We start from the raw sequence: 16,749 nt of genomic DNA, 5'->3' as shown, positions 1-16,749 counted from the left end.
GCTTCTCTTGTCCCAGGCAGGTTAGGGTTAATCTAGTTGCTTAACAAACCCACGGATATTTGAGGAAGTGGTCATGATTCGCATCCCTGACATCATGCGCCTGTCGCTGCGCCAGAGGTTCTTTCGCTTTGTCGCCAAGGCTCGTGTGGTTTTATACCTGGATCGCTGGTTTCCCCATATTCCACTGGCGTTGGCAGTAGGCTTGCTCGGGGCTTTGGCCATCCTCAATGTGCTTCCTGATCTGCTTCATCTGTTTCCGCAACTTTCCGATCTGGCCCCGGCCGATGGTTTGACCCAGGCACCCTTGCTTTCGGCCTTGGGGACCATCCCTGAAGCCATTGTGGGTATTGTCCTGTTATTGATGGCCTTCGGTCTGCTGTTCCGCTCCCGCTTTTCCTGGGCCATAACCCTGATACTGGCGGGGGCGATGCTGGCCATGCTTCTTCACCATTACGGTTTTGAGTGGAGCGGGTTCACCATTTTCAATGCCGTTATCCTTATTTCCTTGCTGGTATTCCGTCGGCATTTTGCCCACTCCAGTGTTGCAGCTGGTACTTTATTCGCAGTTATTTCCATTCTGCTGTTAATGAGTTATGCAGTGTTGGGTAGTTACGTTCTGGGTGCTGGTTTTTCGCCACCCATCACCAATTTGATCAGTGCCTTGTATTTTGCCGTAGTGACCATGTCCACCGTCGGTTATGGAGATATCGTCCCTAAAAGCGCCGATGCCCGCTTTTTTGTGATTTCCATCATTATTCTCGGTATCACTGTTTTTGCCACCTCTATTTCGGCGGTGATTGTGCCCCTCTTGAATGGCCGGATGCAGCGCCTGCTTATGGGTGGCGAGAAGCGCCATCATCGCAATCATTATTTGATTATCGGCGATAATGTGCTCGCCCAGAATACCTATCGGGCGTTACGCGCCCGGCATTTGCGGGTTTTGGTGCTGGTTCCCGTTGCGCCGGAAAATGAATGGATGGCACCCGAGGATCTGATGGTGGGAGATGCCACCGATCTGGAAGTCTTGAAGCGGGCAGGGGCAGAATGCGCCTTGGGGATATTGGCCTTGCGGGTCATTGATAGTGAAAATGCCTTTATCATTCTGGCGGCCAAGGAATTGGATGTTCCTGGAAAAACCGTGGCCGCCGTGCAGGATGCCCGGAATCTGGAACGTTTGCGCCTGATTGGTGCGGATCTGATTATTTCTCCCGATGTGCTCGGTGGCGAACTGTTGGCCATGACCTTGAGTGGTGAGGAAATGCAGGGAGATACCATTATCAGTAAGTTGTTCGCTGCCAAAGGAGCAGAAGCATGAGTGCCATTTTAGGTGTTGCTATTGTTTTATTGGCGCTTGTAGGCTTGGGTATTGCCGCCTTGTTTTTTCATGTCGTGGTCTGGCTGTTGATGGCTGTACTGGGTTTGATGGTTTACTTTGTGCCCAGTATGATTGCCGCCGCCCGACACCATGAGCATTTTTTCTGGGTGCTGGTGCTCAATATTGTGCTGGGGTGGTCCGGCATAGTCTGGGTGGTGCTGGTGGTCTGGGCTATTCTCGGTGAAAGGCGCGGTCCGCCTTTGAACCGGGTGCGGGCCGACGCTTTTAACCCTCCTGTTCGCTGACCACAAAATTACCCAAACGCAAGCGCTCCAGGCTGGATGCATAATCTTCGGGGGCGGCAGTCGGTGCCATGGGGCCTATTTTGACTTTGTACAGACTGGCTGTTGCGGGAACCAGCTTGGCGGTGCTGATACCAAAATCCTGCAGTTTGCTGCGTTCACGCAATGCGCTGTGAAACCCCATGGCCTGCGCGGTTTCCAGATAGACCTGCTCCACCTGGGGAGCCCTGTGCCAGTTGCGCAGGACATGAGGTGCTGGAGCGGCGGGCGCTGTGGCCGGGCGGGGCGCAGGCGCAGCCCTTAATGGTACAGGGGCCGCTTTTGTTTCAGGACGGTTGTGGGCGCCGCTGGCAAAGGTTTGATTGACCACGGCCGTCAGTTTTGCTCCGGCATTGGCTGGTGGTGTATAGGCGGGCAGGGGGATGGCCCGGGGCGTGGCAGATAAGGGGGGTGGCGGCTGCACTGCCGGTCGTTGTGCCACTTCCAAAACCTGTGGAGCCGGAACATGGGGACTCAGCGCGCTGGGAATGACCTGGATATGTATCCGGGAAGTCCCCTGATTGAGCATTCCCAAGGCATTGGCGGCACCCGCCGACAAGTCCATGATCCGACCCTGGACGAATGGCCCCCGGTCATCCACTAGTACGTCGATGCTGCGCCCGTTTTCGAGGTTGGTCACCCGCACACAGGTGGGCAGGGGCAAGGTCCGGCTCGCGGCTGACAATTGCCGCGCATGAAAGGCGGTGCCCATGGCGGTCACATCACTGGAAGACTGCCGGTCATACCAGGAAGCAATGCCGTTTTCGGAAAATCCCGAGGCATGATGCATGGGGTGGTACCATTGCCCGTTTATTTCATAGGGTTGGTTGTAGGCAGCATTGAGATTGGGGGTCGGTGCATAGCAGGTCTGTCCAGTGGAGTAGGCTGAGTTGGTCAGAGCAGAACCGTATCCTCCCGTAGTGGCCCTTTGGGTGGGGCCGGGCATGCTGGCACAGCCTGCCAGGGCGGCAACCGTCAGGGCGAAAGCCCCTGAGCGCAAAAACGGGTAGTCTGGTTTCAGACGCATGAATATGCAGACCTCACTAAAGTCGTCGTCGCCATTCTAGGTCAGATTATCGAGAAAGCTCAAGTTTGGCGAACAGTTGTCAGATTTTTCTCATGTATATATAGAGCAATATTCGAAATCCTGCCGGATGCTGGAACTTTTTCATGAATCAGTCGTCAGAAGCTTGTTACAGCTCTATCAGAGTTCACTATGCACCCCATCTTTTTGCAGGCACAGCGCCCGCATGACTGAGCACACTGTGAAAATCCTCCCTTCGGGGCGGGCGCGCTGGCTGATTCTGATTCTGCTACTGGGCTTTGCTGCGGTGCTGGCCCGGGATTTGCGCTTGCAGCTCTTGGAACATCAGCACTTGCGCTCCCAAGGGCGGATGCGCTATCTGCGAACCTTGCCTTTACCCAGTGAACGCGGAGTCATCAAGGCCGATAATGGTGAACCTCTGGCGGTGAATGTCAAAGCCGTCACCATCTGGGCCGACCCTGCCATTCTCGATAAACAGCAAAAGCACTGGCAGGCCATTGCCCGGGTGCTCCATCTCAGCCCTGCCAGTTTTGCCGAGAGAGTCGCCAGTGGCGGTGCGGATTATGCCTATATTCTCCGGCAAATTCCCCCCGCTCTGGGCAAAAAGCTCGAAGCGCTGCAAGTGCCGGGTATTTACGTTCAGCATACCAGTCGCAGCTATTATCCCTTGGGCGCGGTCACTGCCCCTTTGTTGGGTATGGTCAATTTGCAGCATCAGGGGGGTACCGGGCTGGAGCTGGGTTACAATCAGTGGCTGGCGGCTCATCCTGGTCAGGAAAGAGTCCTTGAAGATGGTCACGGGCAAATTGTGCATGTGGATAAAATCCTGCAATTGCCGCGTGCCGGACATGCCCTGCAGTTGACCATCAATCCCCAGATCCAGTACTGGGCCTACATGACCCTGCTGGCTGCCCAGCGTCATTTCGGTGCCAGTAATGGCTCGGCGGTGGTGATGGATGTGCGTACCGGACAGGTGCTGGCCATGGCCAGCGTCCCCAGTTGTAATCCCAATAACCTCGGTAGTTGCAGTAATCCCATGGACTATGTTGACAATGCGGTGCATCAGGCATTTGAACCGGGTTCAGTCATCAAACCTTTTGCCATTGCCGCAGCGCTGGCGACTCATAGCGTCAGCCCTACGGCCCGTTTCAATGTATTTCATCCACTCTGGGTAGGGGGTTACCCGATTACCGATGATGTCCGCCATCACATCCTGAATATTGAACACATTCTTAAATATTCCAGCTGCATAGGCACGGCTAAAATTGCCTTGAAGACGCCGCGACGGGATATTTATGCTATGTATCGGGCGGTGGGTTTTGGTGATGTGCCGCAGATTGGTTTACCGGGCACAACCGCCGGTGTTCTGCCAGCCTGGGAGGGCTGGGGAAAAGCCCGTCATGCGACCATTTCCATTGGCTATGGCATTTCCGTGACCACTTTGCAGCTGGCGGACGCTTATGCGGCTATTGCCAATGGCGGTTACCATATCCGCCCCGTTCTGGTGAAGGGCGAGCCACTGGTCAAGCGGCGGGTGATGCCCTTCTGGGTGGCCAATGACCTGCGGCGCTGGTTACGCAGCGTGGCGGAGCCCAATGGTACGGGTATTCTGGCAGCGATTCCCGGTTATGCGGTTGCCGGCAAAACCGGGACGGCGGATTTGGCCAATGGCAAGGATGGTTTTTTCCATCATCGCACCAACGCGACTTTTGTGGGATTTGCGCCGGGGCGCGATCCGCAACTGGTGATGGCGGTTACCCTGCGCGATAGTGACAAATTCTGGAATTTTGGTGGCGTGGAGGCCGCTCCGGTGTTTCGGGTGACCATGGAGCATGCGCTGCAACAACTGGATATCGGGCCGGAATGGTGTGGCAAGGCGGTTTGCCGACTGCGTGCCCCGGTGATCACCACTGCCCAGGCGGAAATATGGTCGGAGGGCGGTGGCAATTAAGGAGCGTGGGTATGCAGTTCCTGAACCCAGCGCTGCAGTTTGCGCAAATCGTTGCGGATGAGGATCCCCATGATCAGGCAGGAAAATATCAGGACACCCAGGGCAGTCCACCATAAAAAGACGGGCATGCCAAAAATCATGTTGACCAGCACTACCCCCAACACTGGACCGAAGAGGAATACCGAAAGTAACCACTCGCGCTGCAGGACTTCACGAATGGCCGCCCGACGCAGAATTTCGGGGCGCAGGGTGATTCGGGCATCAGCCAAAAGCATGGTGACAATATGACCTTGTCTCACCAGTAGTTCCGTTTTGGCGTTTAGAGGCAGCGGATCCTGGCTTTGGCAAACCAGGGATGTGACTGGCACATCCTGTGCCTCAGGATGAAACTGATAATGACGAATACTCCCCTCTCCCGTACTTAAAATAATGCCGGGGAGGGAAAGCAGGTTGTTACCGGATATTCTTTCGCTCTCAAGGAACCCAGAGATTCTTTCAATACTGGATTCTTGAGACGAAGCTTGAGGGTCAGATACAGGCATGAACCTAGCGAGGCGTACAGGTGTAACCTGCAGGGCAAGCTGGAGGTTGCTGGTATTGTGGAGCTGTAGGGTTACATACATATCCGGCCGGACAAGGGACATTACCCGGAGGAGGCGCATAATAACCCTGCTGCGGCGCTGGCGCTTGTTGTTCCTGACTTTTGGACAAACCATAACCCGCCAGACCACCCAGACCGGCACCAATGGCTGCACCCGCCAGAGGTGAGCCGGTCTGGTTGCCGATGACGGCACCGGCCACCGCACCGAGCAATGAACCGCCCGCCGTGTTGGCGGTGGTGCCATTGCTGGCATAAGGATTATTTGCGCAACCCGCGAGCATCAGGGGGAGGGCCGCAGCCATCAACCACTTTGCATTTTTCATCTTTTCCAGCTCCTCTATGAGTAAATCCATCATAACGTGCTTTGTTATTATGGTGCAAAGCTTCCAGAACGCGCCACTGTAGTTAACTGGCTACAGGCATTATATTCTGGTTTTTCGGCTATAATGGCGCTATAAGATTCTTTAAGCGTCTTTATGGTTGTTTTGGAGGAAGTTTATGTCTTTTTCGTCACGCATTACCGCAGTATCCCTGGTTTTGGCCCTGGGGCTTAGTGGTTGTACGGCCAGTTGGGCGCCGCAAGTCAATCCTGTGCCTTATTATACCTACTACCCGGCTTCTCTGGCGGTTGTCACCGCCGCTGCAGAAAAGGCTTTACCCCAGGCGGGCATGCATTTTACTGGTGCCAAGCAGATCAGTCCGACGACGGTGGAAGTGCATGGCTATGATGCAGAGGGAAATGCTGTTCTGATCAACCTCACCTCCAAGGGCGCTGCCGTGACCAAATTTTCAGCGCGCATTGGTCTATATGGACATCTTCAGGAAGTGCAGCAAATTGAGCACTGGATGGGTCGTTATGTCGGTCAGGCAATTAGTCAGCCCTGATATTGTCGCTCTGCACGGCATGAATAGCCCCGGGTCTTAGATGATAATATTCTGATAAATTGGATAAAAAGGGCGGTGCACAATAATGGTGAATATGCTATCCTTTGCAGAAAATTCAGGTTTCTGCAAATGAAATGTAAAAGGAACCATTAGCTTATGTGTGCCGCACCCACTGAAAAGAAAGTCATCATTGCCGGGCATGTTGGTTCAGGTAAAACGACGGCCCTCCATTCCATTTTTGGCGATGACATGCTGAGTACCGATGCCAGGTACTCCGATGCTCTGGCATCTGAAAAGAAAAAAACGACTACTGTGGCCATGGATTATGGCGCCATTACCTGTCCAAAGACCGATTATCGCTTACATTTATATGCGATTCCCGGTCAGGAACGGTTCCAGTTCATGTGGGAGATTCTCGGCAAAAATACGGATGGGCTGGTAGTCCTGGTAGATGCCAAGCGTCCTAACCCCATTGCAGCCATTCATTTGTATCTGGACAAGATTTTACCGTTTCTAAATCGGGCTGTGGTCGTTGTGGCACTGAACAAATTGTCGCTGGAAGAGCGCGATGTGCTCAAGTTGCCGCCCTATTTGCGACATGGTGATCTGCGTTTGCGTCTGACGACGACAGATGCGCAAAATCCGGAAGAGGTTTTCGCGTTGTTACGGCTGTTACTCGATGAGATGATCCCGTCCGTACAAACAGAAGGCTAAGAAGCGGCTTTTTGTATTATGAATTCAGTGAGTTCTCCCGCTGGCATGGGTTTGGCCAAATGGTATCCCTGAGCACGATCTGCGCCGGCCTTTTTTACTAAACATTTGGTTTTTTCGTCTTCGATTCCTTCTGCCGTTACAGAAACGCCCAGGGCATGGGCCATCTGCACCATGGCCAAGACCATATTTTGATGCCGTGGACTTTGCGGCAGGGGAATGACGAAGCTATGATCGATTTTGATCTGGTTGCAGCCCAATTCCAGCAAATACTGCAGGGCCGCTGGTCCCGTACCAAAATCATCGAGGGCAAAACGTACCCCCAGACTCTGACAATCACTGATCAGGCGCGCGGTTTTGCGCAGATCCCGCAAGGCGATTCTTTCCACAAGTTCCAGGCATATCTGATGAGCAGACAGCGCCGGACAGTGATTCAAGTTCTCGCGTAATTCCTCGCAAAGTCGATGATTTTCAATTTGTCGGGCCGACAGATTGATCTGAATATCCAGGGGAAAGCCCGCTTCTGTCCAAGCATTAGCCTGCTGGCAGGCAGCTTGAATGACCCATGTACCGATGCGCTGCATGGCCGGAGATTTTTCGGCGATGTCCATGAAGCTGGCAGGCAGTAACAGTCCCCTTTCGGGATGCTGCCAGCGAATCAGGGCTTCCACAGCAACACATTGCTCGGTCTGTAAGTCTATAATGGGTTGCCAGTAGAGGATGAATTCCTTCTGTTTGAGGGCACGCTCCAGCTCCCCGCGCAGGCGTTGTGCGACAAGACGACGATCATCGTCGGTATGATCGTAGTAAACCCAGCGGTTACCCCCCTGGCTTTTGGCACGATAAACCGCTTGATCGGCATGATGAATCAGTTCCAAAACATCGACATCGTCGTGGGGATAGGTGGTGACTCCCGCGCTGGCTGTGACCTGGATTTGTTGCTGATCGATTCCCATGCGGATATTCAGGGCAATCAATACCCGGTGGAGAATATCTTCCAGATCCCGACGGCTGTGCAGATTTTCCAGGAGCAGAATGAATTCGTCGCCAGCCAGGCGGACAATGGTATCACTGGCGCGCAGAACATCGTGGAGCCGCGTCACGATTTCACGCAACAGTCGATCTCCGGCTTGGTGCCCCAGGCTGTCATTCACTTCCTTGAAGCCGTCAATATCCAGAAGAACCAGAGCCAGGGTGCGTTGATCGCGTTGCGCTCGCGCACAGGCAGTCTGCAGTCTTTCTTCGAGTTGGTAACGGTTGGGAACCCCCGTCAGGGCATCCCGGGTGGCGATATGCTCCAGATGAATTTCCATGCCCATGCGGTACCAGGCGGCCCCGAGCATGTCCGCCAGCAGCTGGGCAAACTGCAGTTGCTCCTCGCTGACTTCGGGGGGCTGTGAGGCAAACCAGGAAATGGCAAGAATGCCATTGATGCCATCAGGACCATGGACGGGAATCACCAGACTGGCTTTGAGCCCGGTGGCGATATATTCCGGCATTGCCGAGGCGTCAGCGGGATAATCAGGCACATAGACGGCCCGATCCCGCCGAAGTGCCTGCCCGCTGATGCCCTGATCATCGGGAAAAACGTGGCTGGCCAATTCTGCATAGGCGGCGGGAAGGCCATGGAAGAACAGATAACGCAGGGTGCTTCCCTCACGCACGATGAAGGCGGCTCCTTCGGCCTGCAATTGTTCAGCTGCCAACGCCGCGCATTCCTCAAAAAAGATATGGAAGTCATAGGTTCGCGTCAGATTTTGCAGACGTCCGAGAATGGCTGGCAGGTTCATCGTGGCCTTGTGTCCTTCTTGAGGTGAATGTTCCTTAACGCGTTCGCGAAGTACCCACTAAGTAATTAGTCATTTTTCGAAATCTTGCATAAAAAACGGCGGTTTCCCGCCGTATGTTTGTTGCCGAGTTAGTTGTTGGCTTCAGTCACCCGTCACCGGACGCCGCTCACCATCACCGTAGAAGGCGTAGGCTTCTTCACCGTGAATGGCATCATCACCAATCATCAGTTCTTCTTCAGACATGCGCAGCGGTACAACCAGGCTGATCAGCTTCAACAGAATATAGGTGACCACAATATTCAGGGCGATAATGAAGGCAGCGCCAATAATCTGCAGCCAGACCTGATGCCAGTTACCGTCGATGGCACCTCCGGGGGTGCTCAATCCGAAAGCCGCACAGCCTTCCTTGGTGGCGAGCAAACCGGTCATGATGCCACCGAGCACTCCGGCTACGGCGTGGGTATGGAAAACGCCGAGAGTGTCATCCACCTTGCGGAACAGGGCGGTTTTACCCAGCATGTTCATGCTGATCCAGGGGATAATGCCGGAAGCAATACCAATGGCAATAGCGCCCCAACCATCCACCACACCCGCCGCCGGGGTGATAGCCACCAAGCCGGTAATCATGCCCTGTACCGCACCAATCACCGCCGGTTTCTTGAAGTAGAAAATATCCATGATGGTCCAGACAATAACGCTGACGGCCGTGGCAATGTTGGTATTCAGTACCGCCGCACCGGCATCGCGGCTGGCAGCATAGGGATCGCCGCCGTTGAAGCCGTTCCAGCCGAGCCAGAGGATACCGGCACCGACCAGCATCAGCAGCACGTTGTTGGGCTGGAAGTTTTCCCGATCCCGGGCAAGACGGGGACCAATCACTGCAGCCCCGACAAAGCCGGCAATACCCGCCGACAGATGGATGACGTAACCACCGGAATAATCGATGACCCCGAGGGTGGAAAGAAAGCCGCCGCCCCAGAGGCTGAAGGCTCCGACCGTATAGGAGAAGGTCAGCCATAACGGTACAAATATCATCCAGGCCTTGAAACTCATGCGTCCCAGAAAAGCGCCGGCCATAATCACCAGAGTGATGGCGGCAAACACAAACTGAAAGTACACCATGGTCGACATGGGAAAGGCGGCCGAGGTGTTGGAGGTAGGCAACAGCGCCTGGGTGAGTTCATCATTCATGCTGATGATAGGATGGGGCAGGCCGACAAAAGGAAACCATTGGTGGCCGAAACCCATGTTATACGCCCAGAGCACCCAGGCGATGAGTACCGCAGCAAAAGCATAAAAGGCCATAAAAGCAGAATTGACGGCCCACTTCTTTTTGACAATGCCCGCGTAAAGTACCACGAGCCCCGGAACACTTTGCATTCCGACGATGGTTGCGGCGGTGAGCTGCCACGCGTTATCGCCGGTATTCAGCCAGGCTACTGACATGAGGTAATTCCCCCTTTTAACAATATAAGAGCGGTTGTAAAACGAACTGAAAATTTAAAGCGCATCATTCCCGGTTTCGCCGGTACGAATACGAATGGCGTCGAGCACTTCCGAAACAAAAATTTTGCCATCCCCGATTTTTCCGGTTCGGGCACCCTTTTCGATGGCCTCTATGGCCTGATCCACGGCATCATCACTGATGACCGTTTCAATTTTGACCTTGGGGAGAAAATCCACGACATACTCCGCCCCACGGTAGAGCTCAGTGTGACCTTTCTGGCGTCCGAAGCCTTTGACTTCGGTGACCGTCAGGCCTTGAATCCCGACCGCCGATAACGCCTCGCGGACATCATCGAGCTTGAAGGGTTTAACAATGGCAGTAATCAATTTCATGACGTTACCTCTTGCACAGGGTTGGAACATCCCGGGGGATAGCCCCCCGGGGGTTAGAACATAAAACCTGTCTCGACCATGCCGCGGACCTGGCTTTTGGCCAGCCCGTCTGGACCTGCGAAACCGGTACCGCTGGCCATACTGGCCTTGACATAAGACAGCTCAGCCCGGGCAAAAAAGCCACCGTCCTGGTAGGTGGGGGTGGCGGTCAGTGACCAGGCATGGGATCCCGCCCCGAAGCCGGTCAGGTTGGCCGAGCCATCCGTAGCCGTACCCGAGTTGCTGATATATTCCACCCGGCCCGCCAGGGAAATTTTGTCCGTCAGGCTATAGTTGGCGAGAATGGCGCCGCCCAGGGTGCTGGTGGTTTTGGTTCCGGCGCCCAGGGACTGGATGGCGCTGCCGGGGACGCTGGTGTACTGCATATAGGGCGTGATGACCAGGTTGCCACCACTGTAGGTGTAGCCGGCATCCACAATGGCCTCATTGTTTTGTAAGGGTGTGGTGGCAATGCTGGTGTAGGCATAATCTGTATGCCCCAGATTGCCGCCACCCTGGACGAAGAGGGTGTTGTGTTTGTCCAGCGCCCAAGTGACCATGCCGCTCATCCAGTTGAAACGATTGGAGTAGAAGCCATCATTCCAGGATATGGCTGCCGTAATCGGACCGTCGCTGTAATTGACTTGAATCCCTTTGTTGACGGCATTTTCCTGTCCCCAGAGCAGGCCGCGGGCAATATTCCAGTTCTGGTAGCTGAAAGTGTATTCCGCACCGATGAGGGTGAAGAGCTTGCCAATCTGGATGTTAAAGTGATCAGAAGGGGCAATTTCTATATAACCGGTGGGTAATGCGCCAAAAGTGTTCTGGGTGAAGGTAGCAGTGGACGCATAATTGCTCCCTAGGGTCATGACATTGTACGCACCTGCCTGGACTGCAAACTGGATGAGGCCGGAATTCTTGGAAATCATCACCATGCCGTTGCTGATGTCGACGGCGGCGGATTTGCTGCCCTGAAAACTGGACGCTGGAAACTTGTTGCTCTGCCACACCCCATAGCCGCTGGCTATGCCCTGAACATTGAGGGTTCCCAGGGGGCCGGCTTCAAAGGTCAGGGGGCTGGGCAGAGCCAGGGGATCTGCTTTAGCGTTGTCTATGACCAGCGGCGAAACCGCCAGCATCGCCAGGACCACGGGTTTAAATCGACTGCTTGATTTTGCTGTTCTCATTGCTGTAACGCTCCCTGTCAGTGTAGTTGCAGAAAGCGTTTAGCAAATTCAATGCCACTTAAAAAATCATTGTATAACAGGCTGTTTATTAAATTTGACGGGGAGGTGACAGGTGTTATGCACTAAAAAAGTGCGGTATGCATTATGTTGGTGCGTGCGACGCCGTTGCTCAGTCTGCTGACAGCGATTGCGGAGCTGTTAAAGTCTGGTCTTCAATATCCAGATGTACGTCATACCCCCAGAGATGATGCAAAAACCCCAGAGTTTTTTGGGCTTCTTCCAGGTCCAGTGGCTGTTGGTCCATCTGTTTCAGCCGTAAGTGTCGGTCTCCCCAGCGATCTACAGAAACCACCTGAATATCCGGAGGGCGGCTGCTGTCGGCGATTTGCCGGGCGAGGGCCTCGCGCAGATGTTGATAGCCGGCATCATCATGGATGGCGCTGACCTTGTAGCTGGCTTCATCCACCGCGTTGCGCAGGGAAAACAGGTGCAAGTCGCGCATCACCTTGGGAGAAAGGTATTGCAGCACGAAGCTTTCGTCGCGAAATTCGCGCATGGCAAAATGAATCTGCTTGAGCCAGTCCGGATCGCCGGCAAAGGAGAACCAGCGCCGGTCTTCTTCCGTAGGGGCCACACAAATCCGCTTGATATCCTGAAAAATGGCAAAGCCCAGCGCATAGGGGTTGATGCCACTATACCGGCGATCATCAAAGTCAGGCTGCATGACCACGGCGGTGTGGCTGGCATAGAACTCCAGCAGGGTGCCATCCGTCAATAATCCTTTGCCATGCAGACTGTGCATGATGTGGTAATGCACAAAACAGGCAAAACCCTCATTCATGATTTTGGTCTGACCCTGGGGATACAGATACTGGGTGATTTTGCGCACAATGCGCAGAATTTCCCGTTTCCACCCCTCCAGATGCGGTGCGTTTTTCTCAATGAAATAGAGTAGGTTTTCTTGTGGTTCGGAGGGGAAAACGTCTGTTTGCTGGGTCTTTTGGCCCAATACGGGTGGCAGGGTTCGCCAGATTTCCAGAACCTGCTGTTCCAGGTAGCGCTCCCGTTCCTGCCAGCGCTGTTCTTCTTCCCGCGCCGAAAGCTGGCGGGGGCGGCGAGCCCGATCGATACCATTGCGACTGATGGCATGGGCGGCATCCAGCACGTCGGTCACTGCATCCATCCCGAAGCGTTCTTCACATTGGGCAATATAGCGTTGGGCAAATGCCAGGTAGTCAATGATGCCTTCGGCATCAGTCCACTGCCGGAAAAACGCATTGTTTTTGAAAAAAGCATTATGGCCAAAAGCGGCATGGGCGATGACCAGGGTCTGCATGGTCATGGTGTTTTCTTCCATGAGATAACTGATGCAGGGATCGCTGTTGATCACCAGTTCATAAGCCAGGCCCATTTCGCCGCGTCGATACTGGCCGGATTCGATGGCCCGCTGTTTGCCAAATGACCAGTGCGCGTAATACACCGGCAGACCAATGGAAGCGTAGGCATCAAGCATCTGTTCGGCGCTGATCACCTCCAACTGGTTGGGGTAGGTGTCGAGGTGCAGTTCTTCCTCGGCAATGGCTGCGATAGCCCGGGTGACTGCGTCCAGCCGGGGAAAGGTCCAATCGTTGTCGGTAAACAGGTAGTCAGCCATGTTGGGGGAGCTCCTCACGGGAAAACAGTGCGCGGAAGAGGGGATAAATATCTTCCCGGGCACTGGCTCGGGCGGTAATCAGCTCGGGATGGTTTTCGGCAATACCTTCATACAACTGCAGAAGGTCACTTTCACTCTCACGATTGACTTCCAGATAAAAAAGATTGCGCAGACGGGGTAATAGTTGATTGAGATGATCGGCTACCACCGCGTTGTCGGCAAAATAATTATCACCATCGGAAACCTGGGCCACATACACATTCCAGCGCTCCGCCGGAAAGCGTTGGTTGATGATGTTTTCGGTCAGCTCGATGGCCGGGGAAACCAGGGTACCGCCGCCTTCCCGAGCCCCGAAAAAGGCCTGTTCCGTACACTCGGTGGCGGTGCTGTGATGCTTGATGAAGACGATGTTTACTGCCTGATAATGGCGGTGCAGAAAAAGATAGAGCAGCAGAAAAAAGCGTTTGGCCAGATCTTTTTCCTTTTCACCCATGCTGCCCGAAACATCCATGACACAGAACATGACCGCATTGGTGATGGGGTGGGGCTGTTGATCAATATGGGCAAAGCGCAGATCGGCTTCGTCAATAAAGGGTATCGCCTTGATTTTGCGGGCGAGGACAGCAATCTGCTCGTCCAGGTCGCGCAGCCGCTCCTGCTCCAGGGAAACATCCTGCTTGCGGGCCATGCGCGCGCTGATCTCCTGCTGCAATATGCTGCGGGCTTCTTCCAGTTCCTGGAGTTCGCGGCGCTTGCCGGCACGCAGGGCCAGGCGCCGCGCCCGGGCGGCGCGCATGGTCCGGCCAACGTGCATCCGCGAAGGACTGCCGTCCTTGATGAATCCGGCCCGCCGCCATTGCTCCGCCTGAACATCGCCCTGGGAGGTTTTGCGCAAATTGGGTAGGGCCAGGCCATCAAAAAGCAGATCGAGAAACTCGTCAGCGGAGAGGACGATGGCGACTTCGTCTTCGCCGAGGCCATCGGGTGAGCCTTCGCGTCCCTGCCCTGAAGCGCCACCCTCGGGTTTGGAAATTTCGTCACCACGCTGGTATTCCTTGTTGCCCGGCAAGACCCTTTCCCAGGAGGCATCGCTGAGATCCCGGCGGAAACTAGGTTCGTGCAGGTCGCGGGTAGGTATGGAAATGGGTTGATCGGCATTGGCCAGGTCTTCAATGGAACCGGAGCGGGCCATTTTTTCCACGGCCTTTTTCAGGCGGGCACGGACCCGTCTTTGCAGGCGCTCCTGATTGCTGGTAGAGCGAGTGCCAGAACTGCGCCGGTCGATAATCGTACTCATGGCAGACTCCTTGGGGAAACCCCCAATTTTTTCATCCTTCTCGCTGATGACGCAAAAACCGGGAGAAAGGTTGCGGGGCAGCACCGCTACGGGTTGAGCAGAACAGGCTCCGAATATGTTCCCAGTCTACGCGGGTAATGCGTTCTGGAAAACAGGCGCAGCACAGAAGCTGCTGCGTATATGCAAAGCGTGTTCTGGTCAGCCTTGACCACCCCTGTGGCAGGCCCGGCAACGGTCCGCCACAGGTTCTGATGAACAGTTATTCGTAAACCTGCTCACCATGCTGGGTAATATCCAGCCCTTCCCTTTCCTGCTCTTCTTTCACCCGCAAGCCGAGGGTCCAGTCGATGGCTTTTAGGATAATGAAGCTGACGATGGCATCATAAACAATGGTCACGCCCACGCCGGTGGCCTGAATCAGCAACTGCCCGGTATTGCCTTCCAGCACCCCCGCGGTACCGCCAATGGCCTTTACCGCAAAAACTCCAGTCAGCAGTGCCCCGACAATCCCGCCCATGGCATGTACTCCGAAGGCGTCCAGAGAGTCATCATAGCCCATCCAGTTTTTCAGATAGACAGAGGCCCAGAAGCAGATGACACCAGCGGCAATGCCGATCCACAGGGCACCCATGGGGCCGACAAAACCCGAAGCCGGGGTAATGGCCACCAGTCCGGCAACGGCTCCGGAAGTCATCCCCAGAACGGTGGGTTTACCCCGCGCTGCCCATTCCGCAAACATCCAGGCCAGAGCAGCCACGGCCGTCGCAATCTGGGTGACGGCCAGCGCCATTCCGGCCCGATCACTGGCAGCCACTGCCGAGCCGGCATTGAAGCCGAACCAGCCCACCCACAGTAATGAAGCGCCGATGAGGGTGTACATCAGATTGTTGGGGTGCATGGCATCGTGTTTGTAGCCTACCCGCTTGCCCATGACCAAAGCCGCCACCAGACCGGCTATCCCGGCGTTGATGTGGACCACGGTACCACCGGCATAGTCCAGTACCCCATCAGCACCCAGCCAGCCGCCCGGTCCCCAGACCATGTGGGCAATGGGCGCATAGACCAGCAAGGACCACAGCCCGGTAAACCAGAGCAGGGCGGAAAATTTCATGCGCTCGGCGAAAGCCCCGACAATCAGTGCCGGGGTGATGATCGCAAAAGTCATCTGGAAGGTCATATAGACGGATTCGGGAATGGTCGGCGCGAGGCTGCTGACCGAATCCAGCCCCAGGCCATTGAGAAATAAACGCTCCAGACCGCCCATGAAGGCGTTGCCCGTGGTAAAAGACAAGCTGTAGCCCACAATCATCCACAACACGGAAATCAGCGCGGTCACCGCAAAACTCTGGGCGGCGGTGGCCAGAACATTTTTCTTGCGCACCATCCCTGCATAAAACAGCGCCAGGCCGGGCACGGTCATCAGCAGTACCAGGGCGGTGGATGTCAGCATCCAGGCGGTATCGCCACTATTGAAACTGGGGGTGCTGGTACCTGCTTCGGCCAATGGGATACCCATGAGAGAAACGAACACTCCCAAACCTAAAGCCCCCATCCCTGAAAAACTGTCAAATCGGTATTGCCTTGCTCCCTTCTTCATCACTGTCGCTCCTTGTTTCCATCGTTTATGAGGCTGAATGCCCCGTGCATACTTTGCAGGCTAGCCTAGCAAAAACTGTGCAAGCATCTGGAACCCTGCAGGATGGGGGATTCCAGCCAGTGGCAAAGGCTGGAGTTTTCCACTACGCACTATTTTGGTGCATCAGGTAGAATGCAGTGGATGAAAAAAATCGGCCTTGCCTAGAAAAATGCCCGCAGATGCGGGCAGTCGTCAAAAAAGCAGGAGTGTGAGGGTGTTGTTTAGTGATGGTTCAGTGATGGTTTAGTGATGCTTGCGATAACGCATGTACCAGTCCACCAGCAGGCGCACCTGTTTTTCCGTGTAGCCTTTGCGGGTCATGCGCGCCACAAAATCCTGATGCTTGCGTTCATCATCGGAGGAGCTTTTTTTGCCGAAGGAAATCACCGGCAGAAGGTCTTCAGTATTGGCGAACATCTTTTTCTCGATGACGGCGCGCAATTTTTCATAACTGGTCC

General features: G+C 54.8%; 15 protein-coding genes and 1 pseudogene. 5 read left to right on the top strand and 11 right to left on the bottom strand.

All coding sequences use genetic code 11. The features are described 5' to 3' along the window. The first annotated feature begins 73 nt into the window (after positions 1–73). Together kch and AC2VLR_RS07975 are read left to right on the top strand one after the other, a co-directional pair. Complete coding sequence (kch, locus tag AC2VLR_RS07980; RefSeq protein ID WP_486881659.1) at positions 74–1,315, top strand: voltage-gated potassium channel protein; 1,242 nt, start codon at positions 74–76, stop codon at positions 1,313–1,315. Further along, a complete protein-coding gene (locus AC2VLR_RS07975) occupies positions 1,312–1,620 on the top strand; it encodes a superinfection immunity protein (protein ID WP_215842366.1) in 309 nt (102 codons plus the stop codon). Before kch ends, AC2VLR_RS07975 begins: the two co-directional genes overlap by 4 nt. Here AC2VLR_RS07975 and AC2VLR_RS07970 read toward each other — a convergent pair. Further along, entirely contained in the window at positions 1,601–2,683 is a 1,083-nt protein-coding gene (locus tag AC2VLR_RS07970) for a septal ring lytic transglycosylase RlpA family protein (protein ID WP_486881658.1), read from the bottom strand. The genes AC2VLR_RS07975 and AC2VLR_RS07970 overlap by 20 nt on opposite strands. A 223-nt stretch (positions 2,684–2,906) precedes the next feature. On the opposite strand from AC2VLR_RS07970, the gene AC2VLR_RS07965 reads away from it, so the two are divergent. Then, the gene (locus AC2VLR_RS07965) at positions 2,907–4,652 is read left to right on the top strand and encodes a peptidoglycan D,D-transpeptidase FtsI family protein (RefSeq protein ID WP_486881657.1); all 1,746 of its coding nucleotides are present in this window, start codon (positions 2,907–2,909) and stop codon (positions 4,650–4,652) included. Here AC2VLR_RS07965 and AC2VLR_RS07960 read toward each other — a convergent pair. Beyond that, complete coding sequence (locus AC2VLR_RS07960; RefSeq protein ID WP_486881656.1) at positions 4,649–4,951, bottom strand: hypothetical protein; 303 nt, start codon at positions 4,949–4,951, stop codon at positions 4,649–4,651. The two genes, AC2VLR_RS07965 and AC2VLR_RS07960, sit on opposite strands and share 4 nt — an antisense overlap. A 247-nt stretch (positions 4,952–5,198) precedes the next feature. Next, positions 5,199–5,576 (bottom strand): glycine zipper domain-containing protein, encoded by a 378-nt coding sequence (locus AC2VLR_RS07955; RefSeq protein WP_215842370.1) that lies wholly within the window; start codon positions 5,574–5,576, stop codon positions 5,199–5,201. A gap of 175 nt (positions 5,577–5,751) precedes the next feature. On the opposite strand from AC2VLR_RS07955, the gene AC2VLR_RS07950 reads away from it, so the two are divergent. Then, complete coding sequence (locus AC2VLR_RS07950; protein WP_215842371.1) at positions 5,752–6,138, top strand: hypothetical protein; 387 nt, start codon at positions 5,752–5,754, stop codon at positions 6,136–6,138. Positions 6,139–6,294: 156 nt separating this feature from the next. Beyond that, entirely contained in the window at positions 6,295–6,852 is a 558-nt protein-coding gene (locus tag AC2VLR_RS07945; protein WP_486881655.1) for a GTP-binding protein, read from the top strand. Here the strand turns inward: AC2VLR_RS07945 and AC2VLR_RS07940 are convergent. From AC2VLR_RS07940 to AC2VLR_RS07905, 8 genes and pseudogenes are all read right to left on the bottom strand, one after another. Continuing rightward, positions 6,849–8,639, bottom strand: coding sequence for a bifunctional diguanylate cyclase/phosphodiesterase (locus AC2VLR_RS07940; protein ID WP_486881654.1), 1,791 nt, complete (start codon positions 8,637–8,639; stop codon positions 6,849–6,851). The two genes, AC2VLR_RS07945 and AC2VLR_RS07940, sit on opposite strands and share 4 nt — an antisense overlap. A 141-nt stretch (positions 8,640–8,780) precedes the next feature. After that, positions 8,781–10,085, bottom strand: a complete 1,305-nt coding sequence (locus tag AC2VLR_RS07935; RefSeq protein WP_486881653.1) for an ammonium transporter — start codon at positions 10,083–10,085, stop codon at positions 8,781–8,783. Between the two features lie 54 nt (positions 10,086–10,139). Beyond that, positions 10,140–10,478 (bottom strand): P-II family nitrogen regulator, encoded by a 339-nt coding sequence (gene glnK / locus AC2VLR_RS07930; RefSeq protein WP_010639279.1) that lies wholly within the window; start codon positions 10,476–10,478, stop codon positions 10,140–10,142. Between the two features lie 53 nt (positions 10,479–10,531). Then, a complete protein-coding gene (locus tag AC2VLR_RS07925; RefSeq protein ID WP_486881652.1) occupies positions 10,532–11,704 on the bottom strand; it encodes an outer membrane beta-barrel protein in 1,173 nt (390 codons plus the stop codon). A gap of 169 nt (positions 11,705–11,873) precedes the next feature. After that, complete coding sequence (locus AC2VLR_RS07920) at positions 11,874–13,358, bottom strand: SpoVR family protein (protein ID WP_486881651.1); 1,485 nt, start codon at positions 13,356–13,358, stop codon at positions 11,874–11,876. Next, positions 13,351–14,655: a YeaH/YhbH family protein gene (locus AC2VLR_RS07915; protein ID WP_486881650.1), complete on the bottom strand. Its 1,305-nt coding sequence runs from the start codon at positions 14,653–14,655 to the stop codon at positions 13,351–13,353. Before AC2VLR_RS07915 ends, AC2VLR_RS07920 begins: the two co-directional genes overlap by 8 nt. Positions 14,656–14,914: 259 nt before the next feature. Continuing rightward, a complete protein-coding gene (locus AC2VLR_RS07910; RefSeq protein WP_486881649.1) occupies positions 14,915–16,171 on the bottom strand; it encodes an ammonium transporter in 1,257 nt (418 codons plus the stop codon). A gap of 363 nt (positions 16,172–16,534) precedes the next feature. After that, positions 16,535–16,749 (bottom strand): annotated as a pseudogene (locus AC2VLR_RS07905) (PrkA family serine protein kinase); the annotation flags it as partial.

The sequence above is a fragment of the Acidithiobacillus sp. TH-A117 genome, assembly GCF_057473465.1.
The sequence above is the reverse complement of the archived record's forward strand: the minus strand, read 5'-3'. Positions and strand labels throughout refer to the sequence as shown.